Here is a 20502-nt window from a genome sequence, read left to right on the forward strand (position 1 = left end):
CAACTCAAAAATAGGATTTGAGATTAGAAAGAAGAAAACCATGGCAAAACAAAAACATCGTAAAACATTATTTGGGTTAGGATTGGTGGCATTGGCAGCCTCATTAGCCTATACACGTCTCTCTCCAGAACAAAAGAAAAAGCTTGGTCAAACCAAGGATGAATTGTTGGAAAAAGCAACTTCGCAAATGAATTCAGCTTCTGGAAAATTAAAAGATGTGACTGATTCGATTGTAGAAGATAGTGTGCAGCCATCAGAAACCGTAAAAGAAAAGATTGAGAAAAAAACAGGAACTTCTCAAGTAGCAGTTGATGACATTTTAAAAACAATTGAACAGAAATTGGAAGATGTAAAAAAATACCTACAAAAATAAATATGATCTTCCGCAAAAGACAGAACTTGTGAAAGCACTGTCTTTTCTGTTTTGACTGTCTCAGTGCTTTTAAACGGTATTTTTTAGCCAGTTAGCTTGACAAACCGCTTGGAATCAGATAGAATAGTTTAGTATGTTTAGTAACTGATCAAACTAGCCGGCTAAACGAATACGAAAATTCTAGAGGAGGTATTCATTGTGAAACGTACTTTTCAACCAAGTAAAATCCGTCGTGCACGTAAACACGGTTTCCGTAACCGTATGTCTACTAAAAATGGACGTCGTGTATTAGCAGCTCGTCGCCGTAAAGGCCGTAAAGTGCTTGCTGTAGCATAAGAAAACAAGGAAAATCAACAGAAACTCGAGTCTGTTGATTTTTTGTTTGTCAAAATGGACAGGGATTTCCCTCGCTTTGTGCTATAATGGAAGCATGACACAAGAAGAAAATATAACGATTTTTGACACCCACACCCACTTAAATGTTCAAACTTTTGAGGGGCGTGAAGAAGAAGAACTAGCCTTGGCGCAGGAAATGGGCGTTAGCCTTCACAATGTGGTTGGTTTTGACCAGGCAACCATTGAAAAGGCGCTTGAATTAGCAGAGCGGTTCCCTAAAGTTTATGCGACGATCGGCTGGCACCCGACAGAGGCTGGCAGTTACACGGAGGAGACGGAGGCCTACCTGCGGGAAAAACTCCAGCACGACAAGGTCATTGCCCTTGGAGAAATCGGGCTAGACTATTACTGGATGGAGGACCCTAAGGACGTCCAGGAAACCGTCTTTCGCCGTCAAATCCAGCTGTCCAAAGAGTTGGACGTACCCTTTGTGGTCCACACAAGAGATGCCTTGGACGACACCTATGCCGTGATTGCCAGTGAAGGCGTTGGGCCCCGTGGTGGGATTATGCACTCTTACTCGGGCTCTTGGGAAATGGCAGAGCGGTTTATGGAATTAGGCATGCTGATTTCCTTGTCTGGTGTGGTGACGTTTAAGAAGTCTGAAGACCTACATGAAGTCGCAACAAAAATTTCCCTAGATAAACTCTTGGTGGAGACTGACGCTCCTTACTTAGCTCCTGTACCCAAACGGGGCAAGGAAAACAAGACGGCCTATACCCGCTATGTGGTGGAGAAGATTGCAGAGCTAAAAGGTTTGTCGGTAGAAGAGGTTGCCCAAACCACAACAGAGAATGCAAAGAGGTTTTTTAAACTTGACTGAGAAAAAAATCATCCAAGAAATCATTGTGGTCGAAGGAAAAGATGACACGGCCAACTTAAAACGATTCTATGATGTCGATACCTATGAAACCAGAGGGTCTGCCATTACAGAGGAAGATTTGGAACGGATTGACCGTCTCAATAGCCTGCGGGGGGTCATTGTTTTTACCGATCCGGATTACAATGGGGAGCGGATTCGTAAACTCATTATGCAGGCTGTTCCAACTGCCAAGCATGCCTTTTTAAACCGAGGGGAAGCAGCTCCTAAGTCCAAGACCAAGGGCCGTTCCCTAGGAATTGAGCACGCTAGTTTTGAAGACCTAGAAACAGCTTTGGCTGGTGTTTTAGGTTCCTATGACGATGACAATAACTTTGATATTACTAAATCAGACTTGATGCGATTAGGACTCCTCATGGGGAGCGACAGCCGCAAACGTCGGGAATTCCTCGGAGAACAGCTCCGCATAGGCTACACCAATGGCAAGCAACTCCTCAAACGCTTGGAACTCTTTGGCATAACCTTGGAAGAGGTTGAGGAAGTGATGGGGGAGTATGAGGGATAAAGAGCAGAAGTGGTGCTCTCAGTCACTTCACAGAGTAGTCCTTACCAATTTTATTGTTTTTTGTTCAGTCTGGCTATTTGTTTTCTATCTAGGAGCAGATAAGTCCTTGCCAACGGGCTTTTTCTGGCTAGTCTGTCTGATAGTCGTCTTTGCTGCCCTCCAACGTCTTTTTCTGATTTTCTGGCATGACAAAGGACAGAGCTTGATGGTTTCCCTTATCTGTTTTTGTACAGGTGCCATGCTTGTTCAGTTGGTATGGTCTAGATACCTATCTATCTGGACAGTCTTGGTCGGACTGGTAGACCTAATGTACAGATTTTTCTGTTATGGATTGATTGAACAGATGGAAGGTTGTTTTTGTGCTCTAAGAGGAAGGTGAATAAGATGCCAGATAAAGCTTTATATGCGGTAAAATGTTTTCTACAAAATCAATTTGAACCACCTTATCCAGATGGCTATTCCAGTTTTGATGTGGTGACGGTATTGGTTGAGTTGCTGTCGGAAATCGAAACGGATTTAGTGCATCCTAAAGAGGAACTGGTTGCTTATTTGGCTCCCTATTTGGAAATGTCCTATGAAAATGCAGATAATAGGTTGTTAAAGAGTACGCTTTTTACAATTGGCAGTATCCAAGAATGCTATACAAATGAGGTGGCAGTACAGCAACCAGTTGTAGAGATTTTCCGTGATTTTTATAGTTTTGAGAGCCAGGTCACGACAGAAGAGTTTTTACAAAAATATTACTTTGATGACTTGGGAGTGATGGAATAACACTTTCGAGCAGAAATAGACGATTGAGAAGAGAAAGAACACATATGAGAATTGCAGATTACAGTGTGACCAAAGCGGTTTTGGACCGTCATGGTTTCACCTTTAAGAAATCCTTCGGTCAAAATTTTTTGACCGATACCAATATTTTACAAAAAATCGTGGATACGGCTGAGATTGACAAGTCGGTCAACGTCATTGAGATTGGCCCTGGAATAGGGGCTTTAACGGAATTTTTGGCGGAGAATGCAGCAGAGGTTATGGCCTTTGAGATTGATGAGCGTTTGATTCCGATTTTGGCAGATACCTTGCGCGATTTTGAAAATGTCCAAGTGGTCAACCAAGATATTTTGAAGGCGGAATTGCAGACCCAAATCAAGGCTTTTAAGAATCCAGACTTGCCGATCAAGGTGGTGGCTAACCTGCCCTACTACATCACAACACCGATTCTGATGCATTTGATTGAGAGCAAGATTCCTTTTTCAGAATTTGTGGTCATGATGCAAAAAGAGGTGGCAGACCGGATTTCAGCTGAGCCAAACACCAAGGCCTATGGTTCCTTGTCCATCGCAGTTCAATATTACATGACGGCCAAGGTGGCCTTTATCGTACCAAGAACGGTCTTTGTCCCTGCTCCAAATGTGGACTCAGCTATTTTGAAGATGGTTCGTCGGGAGCAACCCTTGGTGGAGGTCAAAGACGAGGATTTCTTGTTCCGCGTGTCCAAGGCCAGTTTTGTCCATCGTAGAAAGACCCTGTGGAATAATTTGACCAGCCATTTTGGTAAGTCCGAGCCTGTCAAGGTCCAGCTGACGCAGGCCTTGGCAATGGCAGAGCTGGCACCCAATGTCCGCGGAGAAGCTCTGACCCTGGCTGATTTTGCCAGACTGGCGGACAGTTTGCAAGAAGTGGGGTTGTAAGATGACAGAGACCATTCCATTTTTAACAGCAAGCACCGAGCGACTGGTCATTCGACCGCTCCAATCAGAGGATTATGAAGCTTGGTATCAGGGTTTTGCCCAGAGAAAACCAGCTCAGACAGCTTTTGATGATGGCTACTTAGACATGACGCCTTGCGATCAGACTTGGTTTGATGACTTGGTTGCCCACCACCACCAGCTCTGGGAGTCGGACCAGCAGTACATTTTTGCTATCTTTACACATGATGGCCAGCATGTGGGCATGCTCAATCTAGCCACTCTGGCCCGTGCCAATATGGACTGGGCAGATTTTGGCTATTCCATCCACAACTACCTCTGGCGACAGGGCTATGCCTTTGAAGCCTTACAGGCCTTTCTTGAGCTGGCTAAAACTCAGCTAAAGTTTCATCGTTTGGAAGCCCATGTGGATGAAGACAATCTTCCTTCTCAAGCCCTCCTAACCAAGCTGGGTTTTGAGTGCGAAGGCGTTCGTAAGGCCTTTCACTACCAAGACGACCGTTGGGTGAATCAGGTCATCTACGCTAAAAATTTGTGCTAGTTGGCCCTGTCTCAGGCTGATTTTGCCAGACTGGTCGATAGCTTGCAAGAAGTAGGTTTATAAAAGCAATCCCCGAGTGTCAACACTCGGGGGTTTTACTTTCTTAAATCAGCTGGCCCAGTACCTGACCAATACCATAGGCCACGAGGGCTGCTGTGAGACCGACCAACAGGGTGCGTAAGATTTCTGTGTTTTTACTCTGTCCTGTAATGGTTCCTTTAACCCAACCCAGAGCAGCCAAGGCCAGTGAAATGACCCCGCTAGCCAAGAGGAGGGTGACCTGCTCAGAAAACTGCGCCCCGTGGGCCAGAAGCAAGTAGGCAAGGAGGGGCACTAAGCCAAAGAAGTTAAAGGAGAGAAAGGTAGCTAGGGCATTTTTCAGGGCCTGTTTAGGTGTGCTATCTTCCTCAGTGGTGGAGCTCAGGTAGTCGCCGGCAGCCATGGAAAAACCATCGGCCAGTAGATTGGAGAAGCCCAGAACGACGATAGCAGGTGTTCCCAATTGCCCCCCGATGGCGCCCGCCACCACGGCAAAGGTGGTGATGATGCCGTCTAGCCCTCCATAGGTGATGGATTTGGCATAGTAGCTCAGATTGAATCGGTTATAGTTCGTTTTCATCGTCAGTCCCTCCTTGCCAAAATAAATTTTCTTTTCTACAATAATAGTATAAGACTTTTTTAAAAAGAAAAATACAAACAGAAAGGTCAGTTTGTCCGTTATTGAACAGTCTGTGCAAACTGTCTAGGAATGCCGTGGATATCCGTAGCCAAAAGACGAGAGAAGCCATTTTCGAAGCCTTTTTTGACTTGTTGAATCAAGCAAATTTTCGCCAAATTAGTGTGGCCCAGATTATTGAGAGGGCTCGTATTGGCCGCAGCACCTTTTATAGTCATTTTACCAGCAAAGATGACCTGCTTTTTGCAGTGACGGACCATCTGTTTCAACATGTTTTTGAAACGTCGTCTTATCATGAGCATGTTCATCAAGAATCAGGGCTAACAGAGGATTCCTTATTGGACCTGTTGACTCATCTTTTCCAGCATTTTAAGGACAACGAGGGAAAGGTTGCGACCCTGTTTAAACTGGATGATGATTACTTTAAGCGTAGCTTTGTTAGCCATCTGAAAACGCATTTGGTCCCTTTGGTACGGGAAGATTACTTCAAGACCAGTAAGTTACCAGATAGTTTGATCCAAGAACAAATCACAGGCATTTTTTTAACCTGTTTGCGTTGGTGGTTGGATCAGAAAGAAGAAATTTCTGCCAGGGCCATTAGCTTTTATTACCTTGGCTTGTTGGCCTAGGGAAACAAAAATTATTTTTATCAAATGTTCAAAAAAGAGACTGGAATTTCTTCCAGTCTCTTTTGCTCTTTTATGCGGAGAAAGGGATTTGAACCCTCACACCCTAGGGGCACATGCGCCTGAAGCATGCGTGTCTGCCGTTCCACCACCTCCGCCAAATGGTAAGATTATGATACACAAAATTGATGAAAAAAACAAGTTTTGAGTTGAAAAATGCTGTTTTTAAAGAGGAGGCCAACATTTTGAGCTCAAAGACAGTGATTTTCTGCTATAATAGGGGTAGTGAAATGGGCCTAGTTCGTCTAGGAACTCATGGAAGAAAGGGAGTTTAGTTGCGAGGTAGAATCATCAAATCCTTGGCTGGATTTTATTATGTCGAGTCAGAAGGTCAGGTATATCAAACACGGGCGCGTGGGAATTTTCGAAAGAAGGGGCAGACCCCCTATGTCGGAGACTTGGTCGAGTTCTCAGCTGAAGAACAATCCGAAGGCTATATTTTGAGCATTGAGGAGCGAAAAAACAGTCTAGTCCGACCACCGATTGTCAATATTGACCAGGCCGTGGTCATCATGTCCGCTAAAGAACCAGACTTCAATGCCAATTTATTGGACCGATTCTTGGTGTTGTTGGAGCAAAAAACCATCCGCCCCATTGTCTATATTACCAAATTGGATTTGCTCGAGGACCGGACAGAACTGGATGTCTACCAAGCAATCTATGAAAAAATTGGCTATCCCTTCTTGTATGACTTAGAAGCCTTGTTGCCTTATTTGACAGACCAATTAACGGTGTTCATGGGGCAGACGGGTGTTGGCAAATCCACTCTTCTCAACAAAATTGCTCCCGAATTAGCCTTGGAAACAGGGCACATTTCGGATAGTTTAGGCCGTGGTCGGCATACGACACGGGCGGTTAGTTTCTACAATGTTCATGGTGGAAAAATCGCTGACACTCCAGGTTTCTCCTCTCTTGATTACGAGGTCAAGGAGAGTGAGTTGCTCAATGATTGTTTCCCTGAATTGGCAGAAGTGTCTCAGGACTGTAAGTTCCGGACCTGCACCCATACGCACGAACCAGGCTGTGCGGTCAAACCGGCAGTGGAAGCTGGAAAAGTAGCCCAAAGTCGTTATGATAATTACCTGCAATTCTTAAGCGAAGTACAACAGGTTCGAGAAACCTATAAAAAAGTTAGTAAAAAAGGAAAATAAATAGAAAGTTGGTCTCTTATGTCACATTACAAAATTGCTCCATCGATTTTAGCAGCAGATTATGCAAATTTTGAATCTGAATTGAAACGTATGGAAGCAACAGGTGTTGAGTATGTTCATATTGATGTGATGGACGGTCACTTTGTTCCCAATATTACCTTTGGAGCAGATGTAGTGGCCAGTATGCGTCCTCATACCAAATTGGTTTTTGATTGCCACTTGATGGTATCCAATCCGGAAAATCACATTGAGTCTTTTGCGCGTGCTGGTGCTGACATTTTGACCATTCATGCAGAAGCAACACAACACATTCATGGTGCCTTACAAAAAATTCGTGCAGCGGGCATGAAGGCAGGAGTCGTGATCAATCCAGGAACGCCTTTATCTGCCATTGAACATGTCTTGGCTTTGGTCGATCAGGTGCTCTTGATGACAGTCAATCCAGGTTTCGGTGGCCAAGCCTATATTCCTGAAGTAGCGGAAAAAATCGCTGCTTTAGCAAGCATGAGAGAAGCCAAAGGCTTGGACTTTGACATTGAAGTGGATGGCGGTATCGATGACAAGACTATTCATTCTGCCAAAGAAGCTGGCGCTAATGTTTTTGTAGCGGGATCCTATCTTTACCGTGGAGACTTGGCTGCAAATGTGCAAACTCTGAGAGCGGCTTTAGATGACTAGGATCGCTATCTTTGCCGGTGGAGACCTGGACCTGCTCCAGACAGACTTTGATGTCTTTGTCGGAGTGGATGCAGGCTCCCTTTTTGTACTAGAGCACCAGTTGCCACTGGATTTGGCTATTGGAGATTTTGACTCGGTGAGCGAGCACCAATTGCGAGTGATTCGCCAGCAAGCCAAAGAAGTGCTCCAGGCACCTGCTGAAAAAAATGATACCGATTTGGAATTGGCCCTAAAGACAGTCTTTTCCCGCTACCCAAAAGCTACAGTGACCGTTTTTGGAGCTCTGGGAGGCCGTCTGGACCACTATTTATCCAACCTGTTTTTGGCCAGTGAGCCGGATCTATCTCCTTTTATGGAGCAAATTGAATTAGCAGGAAATATCAACTGGGTTACCTATCGACCAGCAGGGAAACATGCGATTGCTCCCAAAGAAGGTATGGATTATATTTCCTTTATGCCATCAGATGGTAGTCAATTAACCATCCGAAATGCGAAATATCTATTGAACGAGGAAAATTTCTTTTTCAAAAAATGTTACAGCAGCAATGAGTTTGTCCAAGGGGATATTGAGATTGACTTGGATACTGGATATGTTGTGATTGTTTATAGTAGAGACGAGAGGTAAGATGGATATCATCATTATTGTAATCATGCTGGCAATCTTATTAGGAATTGTCTTGCTAGTGTTTCGAATGCAGGATTTGAGCCGTCAGTTGTCACGGGAATCGGAGGCGACAGCGGACCAGCTATCGGATCAGCTGACCTACCAATTGGACAATGGGCAGCACAAGCAATTTCTCCAGCAACAAGCACTGCAACAAGAGCTGACGGAAGTGAGACGGGAGTTGTACCAGCAATTAACGGACCTTCGAAAAGATTTAAACCAGAGTCTCTTGCAAAATCGTGACGCAACAGACCAACGGCTGGAGGCTCTTCAAACCTCTAATGAAAAACGCTTGGAGGAAATGCGGCTGACGGTGGAGGAAAAGTTGGAGAAAACGCTCCAAACCCGCCTTCAAGCCTCCTTTGAAACTGTGTCAAAACAATTGGAGTCAGTCAATCGTGGTCTAGGTGAAATGCAGACAGTAGCCCGAGATGTGGGAACGCTCAATAAGGTCCTCTCCAATACCAAAACACGCGGGATCATGGGGGAGTTGCAACTGGGGCAGATTATTGAAGATATCTTGGTACCGAGCCAATACGAACGGGAATTTGCGACGGTTTCAGGCTCCAGTGAACGGGTTGAATACGCAGTAAAAATGCCGGGTCAATCTGGGCAAGAAGCTGTCTATTTGCCGATCGATTCCAAGTTTCCTTTGGCTGATTATTACCGCTTGGAAGATGCCTATGAGGAAGGTGACAAGGATCAGATTGAGTTTTACAGAAAGAGTCTTCTGGCCTCTGTTAAACGCTTCGCTAAGGACATTGAAAGCAAGTACCTCAATCCACCAGAAACGACCAATTTTGCCATTCTCTTTTTGCCGACAGAAGGTCTGTATTCTGAGATTGTCCGCAATCCAGCCTTCTTTGATGATTTGCGCCGCAATGAGCACATCGTAGTGGCAGGGCCATCGACCTTATCCGCCCTTTTGAACTCCTTGTCGGTTGGCTTTAAGACCCTCAACATTCAAAAGTCAGCCCATGATATTAGTAAGGTTTTGGGCAATGTCAAGACGGAGTTCGGTAAATTTGGCGATATTATTGTCAAAGCTCAAAAACACCTCAACAATGCTAGCAGTAACTTGGATGAATTGTTAACCCGAAGAACCAATGCCATTGAGCGGACCTTGCGTACCATCGAACTCTACGAAGATGACCAGACCCGCAGTCTCCTACAACTATCAGAAATCAGTGAGGAAGAAGATGAAAATTAACCAGATGCGCAAGGATGAATTCTTTGAAGGATTCTACTTGATTAAAACAGCGGATGTGCGCCAGACTAGAGCTGGAAAAGATTACTTGGCCTTGACTTTTCAAGATGATACGGGTGAAATTGAAGGCAAACTATGGGATGCTCAGCCCGGAAAAATCAAGGATTTTGTAGCTGGAACAGTTGTCCATATGGAAGGCCGACGTGAAGTCTACAACAACACGCCTCAGGTCAACCAGATTAGCCTGCGTTTGCCACGGTTTGATGAGCCAAATGATCCAGCAGACTTCAAGGAAAAACCACCAGTGGATGTCAAGGATACCAGAGACTACCTCAGCCAGATTGTGTTTCGGATTGAGAACGCGACTTGGCAACGGATTGTCCGTGCCTTGTACAGCAAGTACGACAAGGAGTTTTATTCTTATCCAGCGGCCAAAACCAATCACCATGCCTTTTATTCAGGATTGTCCTTCCACACAGCGACCATGGTCCGCTTGGCGGATAAGATTGGGGATGTCTATCCTCAGTTAAACAAGAGTCTGTTGTTTGCGGGCATTATGCTGCATGACTTGGCCAAGGTCATTGAATTGACAGGACCAGACAATACTGGCTACACGGTTCGTGGCAACCTCATTGGCCACATTTCCCTGATCAACGAAGAAATCACCAAAACTATTTTGGAGTTGGGAATTGATGATGACAAGGAAGATGTGACAGTTCTACGCCACGTGGTTTTGAGTCACCATGGCCTTTTAGAATACGGTAGTCCGGTACGGCCTCAAATCATGGAAGCAGAGATTTTGCATATGATCGACAACATCGATGCGGAGATGATGATGATGCTCACTGCCTTGGACAAGGTTGGCGAGGGTGAAATGACCAATCGGATTTTTGCCATGGATAATCGTGCCTTCTACAAACCGAACATTGACAAATAAAAGACGGAAAAACGAACTTATTTTTATAGAAAAAGTTCGTTTTTTCGTTTATTTATGCTATAATAGAAAAAAACAAGAGGAGTGCAATATGAAACTGAGACGAAGTGAACGAATGGTTGTTATTTCCAACTATCTCATCAACCATCCCTACGAATTGACGAGTTTAAATACTTTTGCAGAAAAATATGAATCGGCTAAATCGTCCATCTCAGAAGACATTGCCATCATCAAAAAAGCCTTTGAGGAAAGCTCTATCGGCCATATTGAGACCATCACTGGAGCCAGTGGAGGAGTTGTTTTCACTCCTGCTATCTCACAGGAAGAATCATTGGCCATTGCAGAGGACTTGCGGGTCCGTATTGCGGAAAGTAGCCGTATTTTGCCGGGGGGCTATATTTATTCCTCCGATTTGCTGTCGACACCACACATCTTAAAAAATGTCGGTCGGATTATTGCAGATCATTTTCGCCATGAAAATATTGATGCCGTGATGACAGTCGCCACCAAAGGGGTGCCCTTGGCCAATGCTGTTGCCAATGTCTTAAATGTTCCCTTTGTTATTGTTCGCCGGGACTTGAAAATTACAGAAGGCTCAACTGTATCTGTCAATTATGTATCAGGGTCAAGCGATCGGATTGAGAAGATGTTCTTGTCTAAACGCAGTTTACCGGCTGGTAGTCGGGTCTTGATTGTGGATGACTTTTTGAAAAATGGTGGAACCATCAATGGTATGATCAGCCTATTATCTGAGTTTGACAGTACCTTAGCGGGTGTGGCAGTTTTTGCGGAGAACCAAAAAGGTGCTCGAAGCGTAGCCAACTACAAGTCGATTCTTGCTGTTACAGACATCAATGTGAAAGAAGGTCGTGTTCAGGTAGAATTGGGAAATATGTTTGACAAATAAGATTAGGCTGAGATGATTGTCTCAGCCTTTCTAATCATGTTGAGATGGAGAAAAGAAAATGTTAGAAAAAGAACGCAAGGAAATTGACCGCATTGACCGCGAGATTGTGGCCCTGTTTGAAGAACGGACACGAGTTGTTGAAGATGTGGCGCGTGTGAAATTAACAAATGGCATGGAAGTTTTAGATGCCAGCCGAGAACAGCAAGTGATTGAAAAAGTTCAAGGCTATTTGAAAGATGCGTCTTTAAAAGCAGAGCTAGCTGACTTGTATACTGAGCTAATGCGGATTTCCCGTAGCCACCAAAAAGAATGGATGGAAAAACAATAACTGATAAACAATCCGTCTTGCTAGGCGGTTGTTTATCTAGTTGATTTTTTGGGTACATCGAATTCCAGTTTTTTGTATGGGAAAAGGTGTAGGAAATAGCTTTTGTTGACTGTATTTATGATATGATAATACAGACACCGATTTATAAGGAAAATGATTTTTCTTACATCAAACTATAAGAAAGTGAATGGAGCTATGTTGCAACAAATTCGTTTGGGGTATTTTAACAATAAAAACTTTATCCGTATTCTCAGTTATAGCCTCTTATCTGTTCTGTTATTGATCGTGACTTGGTTGGTTGATTACCAACACCCCATGTTAAAAGAGGCCATTCCACCAGTTCTTTTGCTATCAACCAAGGTTTCAACTTCTTTCTTATCCAATCTCTCAGGGGTGTTTTTGACGGTTTCGACCTTTACACTGACCACGATTTTAACCATACTCAACTATTATTCCAACTCTTTTACACCACGTATTGTACAGGATTTTATTGACAAACCACATGTACTGAGCCTATTTGGAATCTTCATTGGCGGTTTCTTTTACAGTGTAACGGCCCTATTTTTCCTGCAAAATCTATCAGAAGATGTCATGGTGATTTCAGGGACGATTGCGGTCTTTTATGCCATCGTATCTATGTTTGCTTTTGTTTTATTTGTCAGAAGAGTGTTGCGGGATATAAAGTTTGAAAATGTCATCCACAATGTTTACCAACAGGCCAACAAACTGATTGTGAAAGAAGCAGAGCAGCGTAAAAATTCAGAACGCTATGATTCCAATCAGATTACAACTGGAATCAATATTTTCGGAAATAGCACAGGTTACCTCTATGATATCAATCGGTCTGCCTTGTTAACGCTATTAAAAGATTTTCCGTCTGAGTTGGTCATCACCAAGAAAATTGGTGAATATGTACCAAAAGGGGTCTATATGGCAACGCTCTATCTTTCAGAAGAAGATGCCTTGGATAAAGGAAAAGAAACCGATTTGCTGCAAGCTATTTCTAACGCCTTGATTATCAATACTGTTAAAAATGAGAGCCAAGACTACCATTTTGAGTTGACTAATTTGATTGAAATTGCCCTTAAGGCGCTAAGCCCAGGTGTCAATGATCCCAATACTGCTATCAGTTGTATCAAAAAATTAGCCCTGCTTTTGGGACAATTGTTTTCGACCGAAAACAACTTTATTGTCCTAGCTGAAGACGAACAAAGTAAGATTGTCTACCAGTCCTATTCGGTGGAAGAGGAGATGTACCTCACTTTTAACCAAATCCTTTTTTATGGGAAGTCTGATCCCTTAGTCGCCAATGCGATTTTGGAGAGTGTCTCTATGATTTATATGATTTCAGCCGATGTGGCTAAGAAAGAAGTTCGAGCGTTCTTTGACTTTGTTTATGAAGTCTGTGACCAGGCCTTGACCACTTCTTTGGATAAGAAGATGTTGGCCCGTATCAAGGAAAATTTTGAGACCAACCGTGACAATCTTTCGGATAAAAAGGCTGTTCGAGAAGCAGACTAAACCTGTAAAAGCTGAAGTCATAAGGTTTTATCTACTGACAAATAAAAAACAGGACCCTGTCCTGTTTTTTTAATTTTAGAGATTTTTTTCAAAGCTTGTAGAAGCTGCCTCAACACGAATGGTTTCTAGTGTAAAAGGATGAACCAAAGTCAGTTCTTGGGCATGTAACATTAGCCGAGTAGATGGTTGAGTGCCGTAGAGGGGGTCTCCGATAATGGCATGGCCGTGATGGGCTAAATGAACCCGGATTTGATGGGTTCGTCCCGTCTCTAATTGACAGGAAACGAGACTGGTCCGTCCAAATCTTTGCAGTAGCTCTACATGGGTGCAGGCTGTTTGGCCGGCTCGAGGGTCCACCACACGCTTACGGCGGTCATGGCGGTGCCGTCCGATTTTATCATTGAAAACCTGCTTTCCTTCTGGGAAGGTGCCCTGACAGAGAGCAAAGTATCGCCGTTGAATCTGCTTGTCTTCCAAAAGTCGGTTTAGGATGGGGAGGACAAAGGGATTTTTAGCAAAGACGATGGCTCCGCTGGTTTCCATATCCAGACGGTGCACGACATAGCAGGTCTGACCGACATAGGCTGACACATGGTTGAGGAGTGCTATTTCGGTCGGTTCATTGCCGTGGGTTTTCATGGATTCAGGCTTATTGACAATGATCAGGTGTTCGTCTTGGTAGAGCTCCTCAACGACACTGGCATTGCCCAAGGGAATGATTTTCTCAGGATAATCTTCTTTATCGAAAGTCAACTCGACCACATCTCCTGCTTGCACTGTCTCTTGCCAATGCAAAGCTTGTCCATTGATGCGTAGGTGCTTCTTGGTTCGTAGGAAATGGCGAATTTTCCGTGGGATAAGGAATTGTTCTTCCAAGAGCTCTTTGACTGTCATACTCGGTAGGGTTTCAGGAATGGTAATAGTATATTTCATGCTTAGAGACTTGTAGAGTGTTTGGGTTGGACTTTTTCAGTTGGATTGATAAAGTGCATGGCATTGTTGACAGCGGTTGGTGCTTCACCGAAACCTGTCGCAATCAAATCGACCTTTCCGTCATAGAAGCAACAGTCACCAGCAGCATAGACACCTGGTAAGGATGTTTCTTGCTTGCTATTGACCAAAATACGATGGCGGTGTAGGTCCAATCCCCACTCTTTCAAGGTGCCGACAGAGGATTTGAAACCATAGTTGACAAAGAGGTGGTCAAAGGAAAAAGTTTTGGTGTCGTCGCTCTTGGCTTTTTTGACCGTCAACTCGCGGGCGCTATTTTCTTCACCGGATAGGCTAATTGGTAAATAAGGGGTTTGGATCGAAATAGTTGATTCTTCTAAATCCTTGACACTGTGTTCTAAGGCACGGAAGGCTTCTCTGCGGTGAACGATGGTGGTAGACTTGGCAATTTTTTCAAAGGCCAAAGACCAGTCAACGGCAGAATCACCACCGCCCAAGACCAGAACATCTTGATCCGCATACTGCTGGATATTGGAAACATGGTAGTGGATATTGTCAAATGCATCAGCCCCTTCAATTTCCAATGGACGTGGCTTGAAAGCTCCTCCCCCCATGGCGACAATAATGGCTTTTGTTTGGTGGGTGGTTTTGCTGGTTTTGATTTCAAGGTGGTCTTCTTGTGAAGTGATGCCTAGCACGGTTTCATTGAGGCAAATGCTGGTATCAAATCCCTCTAATTGGGAGATCAGGTTGTCGGTTAATTCTTGTCCTGTCAATGATTTGTATGCTGGAATATCTAAGATCGTTTTTTCAGGATACAAGATAGCTGGTTGACCGCCAAGTTGTGGCAAAGAGTCGATGATTTTCACTTTAGCCTGGCGAAGATGGGCATAAAAAGCAGTGAAGAGGCCAACTGGTCCGCCTCCGATGATGGTAATGTCATAGATGTCAGTCATAGTTAATCCTTTTTAGTCAGAGTAGCTTTATTTTATCATAAAAAAGATCGTTTTTTCCGTCTAACGACTGATTTTTCAGTGTGTAAGCGGATAGAAGTTGCTTTTTAGCTGAAAAAATGCTGGCAATTCGATAAAATAGTAAAATAGGAAGAAATCTCCTAGTCAGAAAGGAAATCGTATGGACGAGTATAGAGAACAGGAAGAGTATTCTCGTGTAGCTTCGCGTTCAAGAAGTAGACGTGAGCATTCGGAAACTCCTGATACCAAACCCAAAAAACAATCTCGGATTCCCGAGCCTATCCGACGTTTCTGGCGTCGCTATCAATTGACAAAGATTTTGTTGATTGTGATTGGCTTAGTTGTCTTAGTGGTCGGAGGTTATTTATTTTACCTAGCCAAGACGGCAAACGTTGAAGACTTGCAGGCAGCCCTCAAAACGACTACGGTTATTTATGACAAAGATGAAATAGAGGCTGGGACGTTGTCCGGCCAAAAAGGAACCTATGTCGAATTAGATGCCATTAGTGACCATTTAGAAAATGCTGTTATTGCGACAGAAGACCGAACTTTCTATAAAAATTCAGGGATTAATTACAAGCGGACATTGTTAGCGGTGGTCACACTAGGACGAAGTGGTGGGGGATCGACTCTGACCCAACAATTGGCTAAAAATGCCTTCTTGACCCAAGAACAAACCATTACCCGTAAGGCAAAAGAATTTTTCTTGGCCCTTGAGATCAACAAGGAATATAAAAAAGAAGAAATCTTGGCCATGTACCTCAACCATGCTTATTTTGGAAATGGAGTATGGGGTGTGGAAGATGCGGCACAGAAATATTTTGGGACCAGTGCTGCCCATTTAAACTTAGAACAAGCTGCCACGATTGCAGGAATGCTTAAAGGACCCGAAATTTACAATCCTTACTATTCCTTGGAGTACGCGACCAACCGTCGCAATACGGTCTTGCAATCCATGGTCGATGCTAAGTACATTGACCAAGCGACTGCCGATGCTGGCTTCCAAGTGGATATGGCTGGACAATTAGTAGATACCTATGCAGGAAAACAAGGTAATTATAGCTATCCATCCTATTTTGATGCAGTGATTGCCGAAGCGATTGATCGTTACGGGTTGACAGAGAGTGACATCATCAACAACGGATACCGTATTTATACAGAGATGGACCAGCAGTCACAAGCGAGTATGCAGATTGTGTACAATGAAGAGTACCGTTTTCCGACTTCTATCTATGATGGCAGCTCTGCGCAATCCGCTAGTGTTGCGCTTGATCCACAGACAGGGGGTGTACGGGCCTTGGTCGGACGTGTCAATAGTTCGGAAGGTGCGGATTTTCGTAGTTTTAACTTTGCCACCCAATCAAAACGGAGTCCAGGCTCCGCCATTAAACCACTGGTCGCTTATGCACCTGCTATTGCAGCTGGATGGACCATGGATCAGGAGTTGGACAATCATACGGAGACTTACGGCACCTATACGCTTCATAATTATGATCGAACAACATCCGAAAGTGTTCCGATGTACCAAGCCTTGGCCCAATCATTGAATTTACCTGCTGCAGCTACCGTCAATACACTAGGCATTAACAAAGCCTTTGAATACGGGAAAAAATTTGGCCTGAAGATGGACGGTGTTGACATGGTTCTGGGGGTCTCTATTGGTAGCGGTGTTTCGACCAATCCGTTCGAAATGGCACAAGCCTATGCAACATTTGCAAATGGTGGCTTGATGCCAGATGCTCATCTGATTACCCGTATTGAAACCGCAAACGGTAAAACAGTAGCCCAACATAAGGGAAAAAATACCCGGGTATTGAGCAAGGCGGCAGCAGATAAAATGACCTCTATGATGTTGGGGACTTTTACAAACGGTACAGGCTATAATGCCGATGTTTATGGTTACAATATAGCGGGTAAGACCGGTACGACAGAAACGGGATTTGATGGAAGTTTGATCAATGACCAATGGATTATTGGCTATACACCTGATTTGGTGATTAGCCAGTGGGTTGGTTTTGAAAAGACTGACGAAACCCATTATATCGATAGCAGTAATTCATGGATGGCGCCTCTGGTGTTTCAAACGGTCGCAGCCTCTCTTCTTCCTTATACAGAAGCCACGCCTTTTACTGTTGAAAACGCCTATGTCAAGAATGGCATTGATACCCCTCTGGTTGACGAAGTCACTGCTTCACAGACCCAAGAAATTCAATCCAATCTTGATGAATTGGCCTCAAAAACACAGAATCTATTAGAGGACACCAAAAACAATATCCGAGATGCGAAATTGCCAGAAAGAGCCAAAACCTTATGGGATCAAATTCAAGGCTGGTTTGACTAGTTGTCAAAACCAAAAAAACGTGATACAATAAGAAAAATGGAGGGCTTATGGCATTAAAAAAAGCAAGCCTAGCGTGTACGATATGTGGTTCTAGAAATTACTCGATTAAACTCTCTAGTACCCCAAAACCCACACGTTTAGAAGTAAATAAATATTGCAAACATTGTGGACAATATACGAGCCACAAAGAAACCAGATAGGAGAACATCGTGAATTTTTTTAAAGAAACGATTCAAATTTTAAGAGATACCACATGGCCTACGAAAAAGCAAGCTTGGACAGACTTTGTTTCTGTTATTCAGTATAGTGCTTTCTTTATTGTATTGGTCTACCTATTCGATTTGATTGTGTCAAAAGGGATCTTGTCCCTTCTGAATATTTTTTAGTAAATACTTGCGTGGGCTCAGGCGCCGTGCTATAATGAACACAACAGCAAAAGCCTTCGGGCTTTTTTCTTATGAAAGGATAAAAGGATGTTAGATAGTTTTGATAAGGGTTGGTTTGTCTTGCAGACCTATTCAGGTTACGAAAACAAGGTCAAAGAAAACCTCTTGCAACGGGCTCACACCTATAACATGTTGGAAAATATCTTGCGCGTGGAAATTCCAACACAAACCGTTCAAGTTGAAAAAAATGGTGAGAAAAAAGAAATTGAAGAAAACCGCTTCCCAGGTTATGTCTTGGTTGAGATGGTTATGACAGATGAAGCATGGTTTGTGGTGCGGAATACGCCAAACGTTACTGGTTTCGTCGGCTCACACGGGAACCGTTCAAAGCCAACGCCACTTTTGGAAGAAGAAATTCGCCAAATCCTGATTTCGATGGGGCAAACCGTTCAAGAGTTTGATGTCCATGTACAGGTTGGTGATACTGTTCGCATCATTGATGGGGCCTTTTCTGGTTACGAAGGAAAAGTATCTGAGATTGATAACAACAAGGTCAAAATGATCATCTCTATGTTCGGTAACGATACAGTTGCCGAAGTCAATTTGAGTCAAATCGCTGAATTATAAAAAATAAGTTCCAAATGTTGGAACTTATTTTTTGCTTGTAAGATTGTTGTTATAGGGGGTGATAGTAATCAGCCATCAGTCATCTTTGGATATGCCCACTAACTTTGCCATAGTTGCCATGGTTTAACCTAATACAAAAACAAAAAAGCCCGTTTTTACGAGCTTTTCATTCGGTTGTTTCCTGCTAAATCAGGTACTAAAAGGCGGTAGACGGATTTGAACCGACGATCAAGCTTTTGCAGAGCCGTGCCTTACCACTTGGCTATACCGCCATAACAGAGACTATTTTATCGTAAAATACCTTTCTCGTCAAGTTCTGAGTTAGCAATTCCCTAATATATTATCAGTGCGAAGGGGGAAGGATTGATGTGGCAACTGTCCAATTCTTTGTATGACTAGGGCTATGGTAGGATCGATCAGATGATTGTTGGACAGAGTTCGGAAAAAGAAACAATCCCTTTTTTAATTTGAAAAAGCTTTGTGGTCGGGGTATAATAGAAATCATATAGTATGATTGGACAAGGAGAATTCTTCCATGAAAAAAGTTGTTGCTTACGTGTTAGTGTCGTTGGTCTGTTTTGTGCTTGTTGCCTGTGGTAGTAAAAATTTAGATGATATCGGATATAGCCGCAAGGAGTCTCGTCAAACCAGCACTTCTTCTACTGAATCGGATAATCAATCTGAGGAAACTGTTCCTCCATCCTCGTCTTCCGCACCTGCTACTTTTTCTGAAGAAACTCCAACAAGTACTAGTGAGGATGAGGGAATTTTCCCGCCCAAGCTTCTGGGTACCTGGAGAGGGTATTCCGACAATATAGGCTATGTGACCATGGTATTTTCGGAAAACGGCATAGTTGAAACTTTTATGGAAGCCAATAGGTTTCAATCGACTGCTCAAGTCCAAGGACTAGAGGAAGTGATTCCCAATACCTACCGATATCTGTTGCAGGATACTTCTCAAATATACGCTCTGATTCCAGGTTATCAATTAGGAGGAAAAGGCATCAAATACGAATACGGACTGCTACTTGAGGGAGACCAATTAAAGGTATTGGTTTGGTCAGTACCTGTTGAAGAAGAATTTGATTATGCTAGCCCAATCCCTCAGATGTCTCCTCTCTTAATCAAACAATGATCAACAAAAAACTTTAGAAATCCATTTTGAGCTTGGAATGATCTGTTCCGAGCTTATTTTGTGTATCTGATTAAAGTCGTTCTTGCCAATGCATTCTGTAATCTAGAAAAGATGATCTATTTCTAAAAACACATATCCTTTTAAGTAAAATATGCTGTACTGTTATCAGGATTATATAGATAAGGAGATCGTTATGCACTATTTTCGCCAATTGCTCTGTATCGGGGTGCTAGCTTCATTCTTGGTAGCTTGTGTGGCAGTTCCACAGCAAGGCAAAGCACCAGCATCATCAACGACAACATCACAGTCTTCTAGTGAAGAAAAGGCAGTTGTGGAAGAGACACCAAAAAAGCAAACACAGGAAGAAGCCATCCAAGTCTATACTTCGATATTTGATGATTATGGGAAAATCCTTTCCTATGCTCACTCCGACTATACACCGGAGGATGTAGAGGTCTATGCCCGATTGCTTCAATCCTTAACCACGAAAATCAATTCCTGGGTTGTGGAGCCAACCGTTCGTTACCCTGAAAACCTTCGCTATGCCTTTTACGATATTGACAAAGATGGGCAGTTAGAAATGCTGACCGGTTCAGCCCAAAGTGAGGGAACTTATTTTGTGACAGGTCTTTATCACATTGAAAAGGGATCTGTTTGTTTGGTTGCTGAAGGTTTTGTAGCTGGGGTAGGTGGAGCGAGGACGGCGGTTCAGCTCTACACGGATAATAGCTTTTTAACCATTTACTGGAGCTCTGGCACAGGTGAGGCGACAGGAGTCCTTTATGAACTCGACGGAGAAGACCTCATTGAAGTCATGCAAGAGGATTTTCAGCTACCGTCAGAATCAATAGAGGCAAATTTTGGAAAAGAAGCTTCGGATATTCTAGATGTAAATACCCTTGATTGGAAAACTTTTCCATAACCAGCGACCGGTA

Annotated in this window: 25 protein-coding genes and 2 tRNA genes; 22 read left to right on the forward strand and 5 right to left on the reverse strand. The window is 43.5% G+C overall.

What is annotated here, in order from left to right; genetic code table 11:
* Positions 1 to 40 precede the first annotated feature (40 nt).
* The 7 genes from ACVR1I_RS07180 to ACVR1I_RS07210 all read left to right on the forward strand — a co-directional run bounded on the left by ACVR1I_RS07180 (position 41) and on the right by ACVR1I_RS07210 (position 4401).
* Positions 41 to 373 (forward strand): hypothetical protein, encoded by a 333-nt coding sequence (locus tag ACVR1I_RS07180; RefSeq protein WP_447443344.1) that lies wholly within the window; start codon positions 41 to 43, stop codon positions 371 to 373.
* Positions 374 to 571: 198 nt separating this feature from the next.
* The gene (rpmH, locus tag ACVR1I_RS07185; RefSeq protein WP_018368178.1) at positions 572 to 709 is read left to right on the forward strand and encodes a 50S ribosomal protein L34; all 138 of its coding nucleotides are present in this window, start codon (positions 572 to 574) and stop codon (positions 707 to 709) included.
* Positions 710 to 821: 112 nt separating this feature from the next.
* Positions 822 to 1592 (forward strand): TatD family hydrolase, encoded by a 771-nt coding sequence (locus ACVR1I_RS07190; protein ID WP_447443468.1) that lies wholly within the window; start codon positions 822 to 824, stop codon positions 1590 to 1592.
* Positions 1564 to 2154: a ribonuclease M5 gene (rnmV, locus tag ACVR1I_RS07195; RefSeq protein WP_447443345.1), complete on the forward strand. Its 591-nt coding sequence runs from the start codon at positions 1564 to 1566 to the stop codon at positions 2152 to 2154. The genes ACVR1I_RS07190 and rnmV overlap by 29 nt, the downstream gene beginning before the upstream one ends.
* A gap of 384 nt (positions 2155 to 2538) precedes the next feature.
* A complete protein-coding gene (locus ACVR1I_RS07200; RefSeq protein WP_447443346.1) occupies positions 2539 to 2925 on the forward strand; it encodes a hypothetical protein in 387 nt (128 codons plus the stop codon).
* Between the two features lie 44 nt (positions 2926 to 2969).
* Entirely contained in the window at positions 2970 to 3842 is an 873-nt protein-coding gene (gene rsmA / locus ACVR1I_RS07205; protein ID WP_447443347.1) for a 16S rRNA (adenine(1518)-N(6)/adenine(1519)-N(6))-dimethyltransferase RsmA, read from the forward strand.
* Between the two features lies 1 nt (position 3843).
* On the forward strand, positions 3844 to 4401 hold the full coding sequence (locus ACVR1I_RS07210) for a GNAT family N-acetyltransferase (RefSeq protein WP_447443348.1): 558 nt from the start codon (positions 3844 to 3846) through the stop codon (positions 4399 to 4401).
* Between the two features lie 103 nt (positions 4402 to 4504).
* On the opposite strand, the gene ACVR1I_RS07215 is transcribed toward ACVR1I_RS07210, so the two are convergent.
* Positions 4505 to 5020 (reverse strand): VIT1/CCC1 transporter family protein, encoded by a 516-nt coding sequence (locus ACVR1I_RS07215; RefSeq protein ID WP_447443349.1) that lies wholly within the window; start codon positions 5018 to 5020, stop codon positions 4505 to 4507.
* 134 nt (positions 5021 to 5154) lie between these two features.
* Here ACVR1I_RS07215 and ACVR1I_RS07220 point away from each other — a divergent pair, with 134 nt between their 5' ends.
* On the forward strand, positions 5155 to 5706 hold the full coding sequence (locus tag ACVR1I_RS07220) for a TetR/AcrR family transcriptional regulator (protein WP_447443350.1): 552 nt from the start codon (positions 5155 to 5157) through the stop codon (positions 5704 to 5706).
* A gap of 73 nt (positions 5707 to 5779) precedes the next feature.
* On the opposite strand, the gene ACVR1I_RS07225 is transcribed toward ACVR1I_RS07220, so the two are convergent.
* Positions 5780 to 5861: transfer RNA gene (locus tag ACVR1I_RS07225), tRNA-Leu, on the reverse strand.
* Positions 5862 to 6038: 177 nt separating this feature from the next.
* On the opposite strand from ACVR1I_RS07225, the gene rsgA reads away from it, so the two are divergent.
* The 8 genes from rsgA (at position 6039) to ACVR1I_RS07265 (ending at position 13153) form a co-directional block, all read left to right on the forward strand.
* Positions 6039 to 6914, forward strand: coding sequence for a ribosome small subunit-dependent GTPase A (gene rsgA, locus ACVR1I_RS07230; protein WP_447443351.1), 876 nt, complete (start codon positions 6039 to 6041; stop codon positions 6912 to 6914).
* Positions 6915 to 6932: 18 nt separating this feature from the next.
* Positions 6933 to 7592 (forward strand): ribulose-phosphate 3-epimerase, encoded by a 660-nt coding sequence (rpe, locus tag ACVR1I_RS07235; RefSeq protein WP_447443352.1) that lies wholly within the window; start codon positions 6933 to 6935, stop codon positions 7590 to 7592.
* On the forward strand, positions 7585 to 8217 hold the full coding sequence (locus ACVR1I_RS07240; protein ID WP_447443353.1) for a thiamine diphosphokinase: 633 nt from the start codon (positions 7585 to 7587) through the stop codon (positions 8215 to 8217). Before rpe ends, ACVR1I_RS07240 begins: the two co-directional genes overlap by 8 nt.
* 1 nt (position 8218) lies before the next feature.
* Complete coding sequence (locus ACVR1I_RS07245; protein ID WP_447443354.1) at positions 8219 to 9466, forward strand: DNA recombination protein RmuC; 1248 nt, start codon at positions 8219 to 8221, stop codon at positions 9464 to 9466.
* Positions 9456 to 10400, forward strand: coding sequence for a 3'-5' exoribonuclease YhaM family protein (locus ACVR1I_RS07250; protein WP_447443355.1), 945 nt, complete (start codon positions 9456 to 9458; stop codon positions 10398 to 10400). Before ACVR1I_RS07245 ends, ACVR1I_RS07250 begins: the two co-directional genes overlap by 11 nt.
* Before the next feature lie 88 nt (positions 10401 to 10488).
* Positions 10489 to 11304: a pur operon repressor gene (purR, locus tag ACVR1I_RS07255; RefSeq protein ID WP_447443356.1), complete on the forward strand. Its 816-nt coding sequence runs from the start codon at positions 10489 to 10491 to the stop codon at positions 11302 to 11304.
* Positions 11305 to 11362: 58 nt separating this feature from the next.
* Positions 11363 to 11632 carry a chorismate mutase gene (locus tag ACVR1I_RS07260; RefSeq protein WP_447443357.1) on the forward strand — a complete coding sequence of 90 codons (270 nt, stop codon included), beginning with the start codon at positions 11363 to 11365 and terminating at the stop codon, positions 11630 to 11632.
* Between the two features lie 195 nt (positions 11633 to 11827).
* Positions 11828 to 13153, forward strand: a complete 1326-nt coding sequence (locus ACVR1I_RS07265) for a DUF2254 domain-containing protein (protein ID WP_447443358.1) — start codon at positions 11828 to 11830, stop codon at positions 13151 to 13153.
* Positions 13154 to 13228: 75 nt separating this feature from the next.
* Here the strand turns inward: ACVR1I_RS07265 and ACVR1I_RS07270 are convergent, their stop codons facing one another.
* Positions 13229 to 14086, reverse strand: coding sequence for an RluA family pseudouridine synthase (locus ACVR1I_RS07270; protein WP_447443359.1), 858 nt, complete (start codon positions 14084 to 14086; stop codon positions 13229 to 13231).
* Positions 14087 to 14088: 2 nt separating this feature from the next.
* Positions 14089 to 15060: an NAD(P)/FAD-dependent oxidoreductase gene (locus ACVR1I_RS07275; RefSeq protein ID WP_447443360.1), complete on the reverse strand. Its 972-nt coding sequence runs from the start codon at positions 15058 to 15060 to the stop codon at positions 14089 to 14091.
* Between the two features lie 178 nt (positions 15061 to 15238).
* On the opposite strand from ACVR1I_RS07275, the gene pbp2a reads away from it, so the two are divergent.
* The 4 genes from pbp2a to nusG all read left to right on the forward strand — a co-directional run bounded on the left by pbp2a (position 15239) and on the right by nusG (position 18432).
* Positions 15239 to 17419, forward strand: a complete 2181-nt coding sequence (gene pbp2a / locus ACVR1I_RS07280) for a penicillin-binding protein PBP2A (protein WP_447443361.1) — start codon at positions 15239 to 15241, stop codon at positions 17417 to 17419.
* A 47-nt stretch (positions 17420 to 17466) separates the two neighbouring features.
* A complete protein-coding gene (gene rpmG / locus ACVR1I_RS07285) occupies positions 17467 to 17619 on the forward strand; it encodes a 50S ribosomal protein L33 (RefSeq protein ID WP_447443362.1) in 153 nt (50 codons plus the stop codon).
* Between the two features lie 9 nt (positions 17620 to 17628).
* On the forward strand, positions 17629 to 17805 hold the full coding sequence (gene secE, locus ACVR1I_RS07290) for a preprotein translocase subunit SecE (protein ID WP_447443363.1): 177 nt from the start codon (positions 17629 to 17631) through the stop codon (positions 17803 to 17805).
* Positions 17806 to 17892: 87 nt separating this feature from the next.
* Complete coding sequence (nusG, locus tag ACVR1I_RS07295) at positions 17893 to 18432, forward strand: transcription termination/antitermination protein NusG (RefSeq protein ID WP_447443364.1); 540 nt, start codon at positions 17893 to 17895, stop codon at positions 18430 to 18432.
* A 201-nt stretch (positions 18433 to 18633) separates the two neighbouring features.
* Here nusG and ACVR1I_RS07300 read toward each other — a convergent pair.
* Positions 18634 to 18704 (reverse strand) — tRNA-Cys (locus tag ACVR1I_RS07300).
* A 263-nt stretch (positions 18705 to 18967) separates the two neighbouring features.
* Between ACVR1I_RS07300 and ACVR1I_RS07305 the strand changes: the two genes are divergently transcribed.
* Positions 18968 to 19567 carry a hypothetical protein gene (locus ACVR1I_RS07305; protein ID WP_447443365.1) on the forward strand — a complete coding sequence of 200 codons (600 nt, stop codon included), beginning with the start codon at positions 18968 to 18970 and terminating at the stop codon, positions 19565 to 19567.
* A gap of 193 nt (positions 19568 to 19760) precedes the next feature.
* Positions 19761 to 20489, forward strand: coding sequence for a hypothetical protein (locus tag ACVR1I_RS07310; protein WP_447443366.1), 729 nt, complete (start codon positions 19761 to 19763; stop codon positions 20487 to 20489).
* Positions 20490 to 20502 lie beyond the last annotated feature (13 nt).

This window comes from Streptococcus cameli (assembly GCF_053207365.1).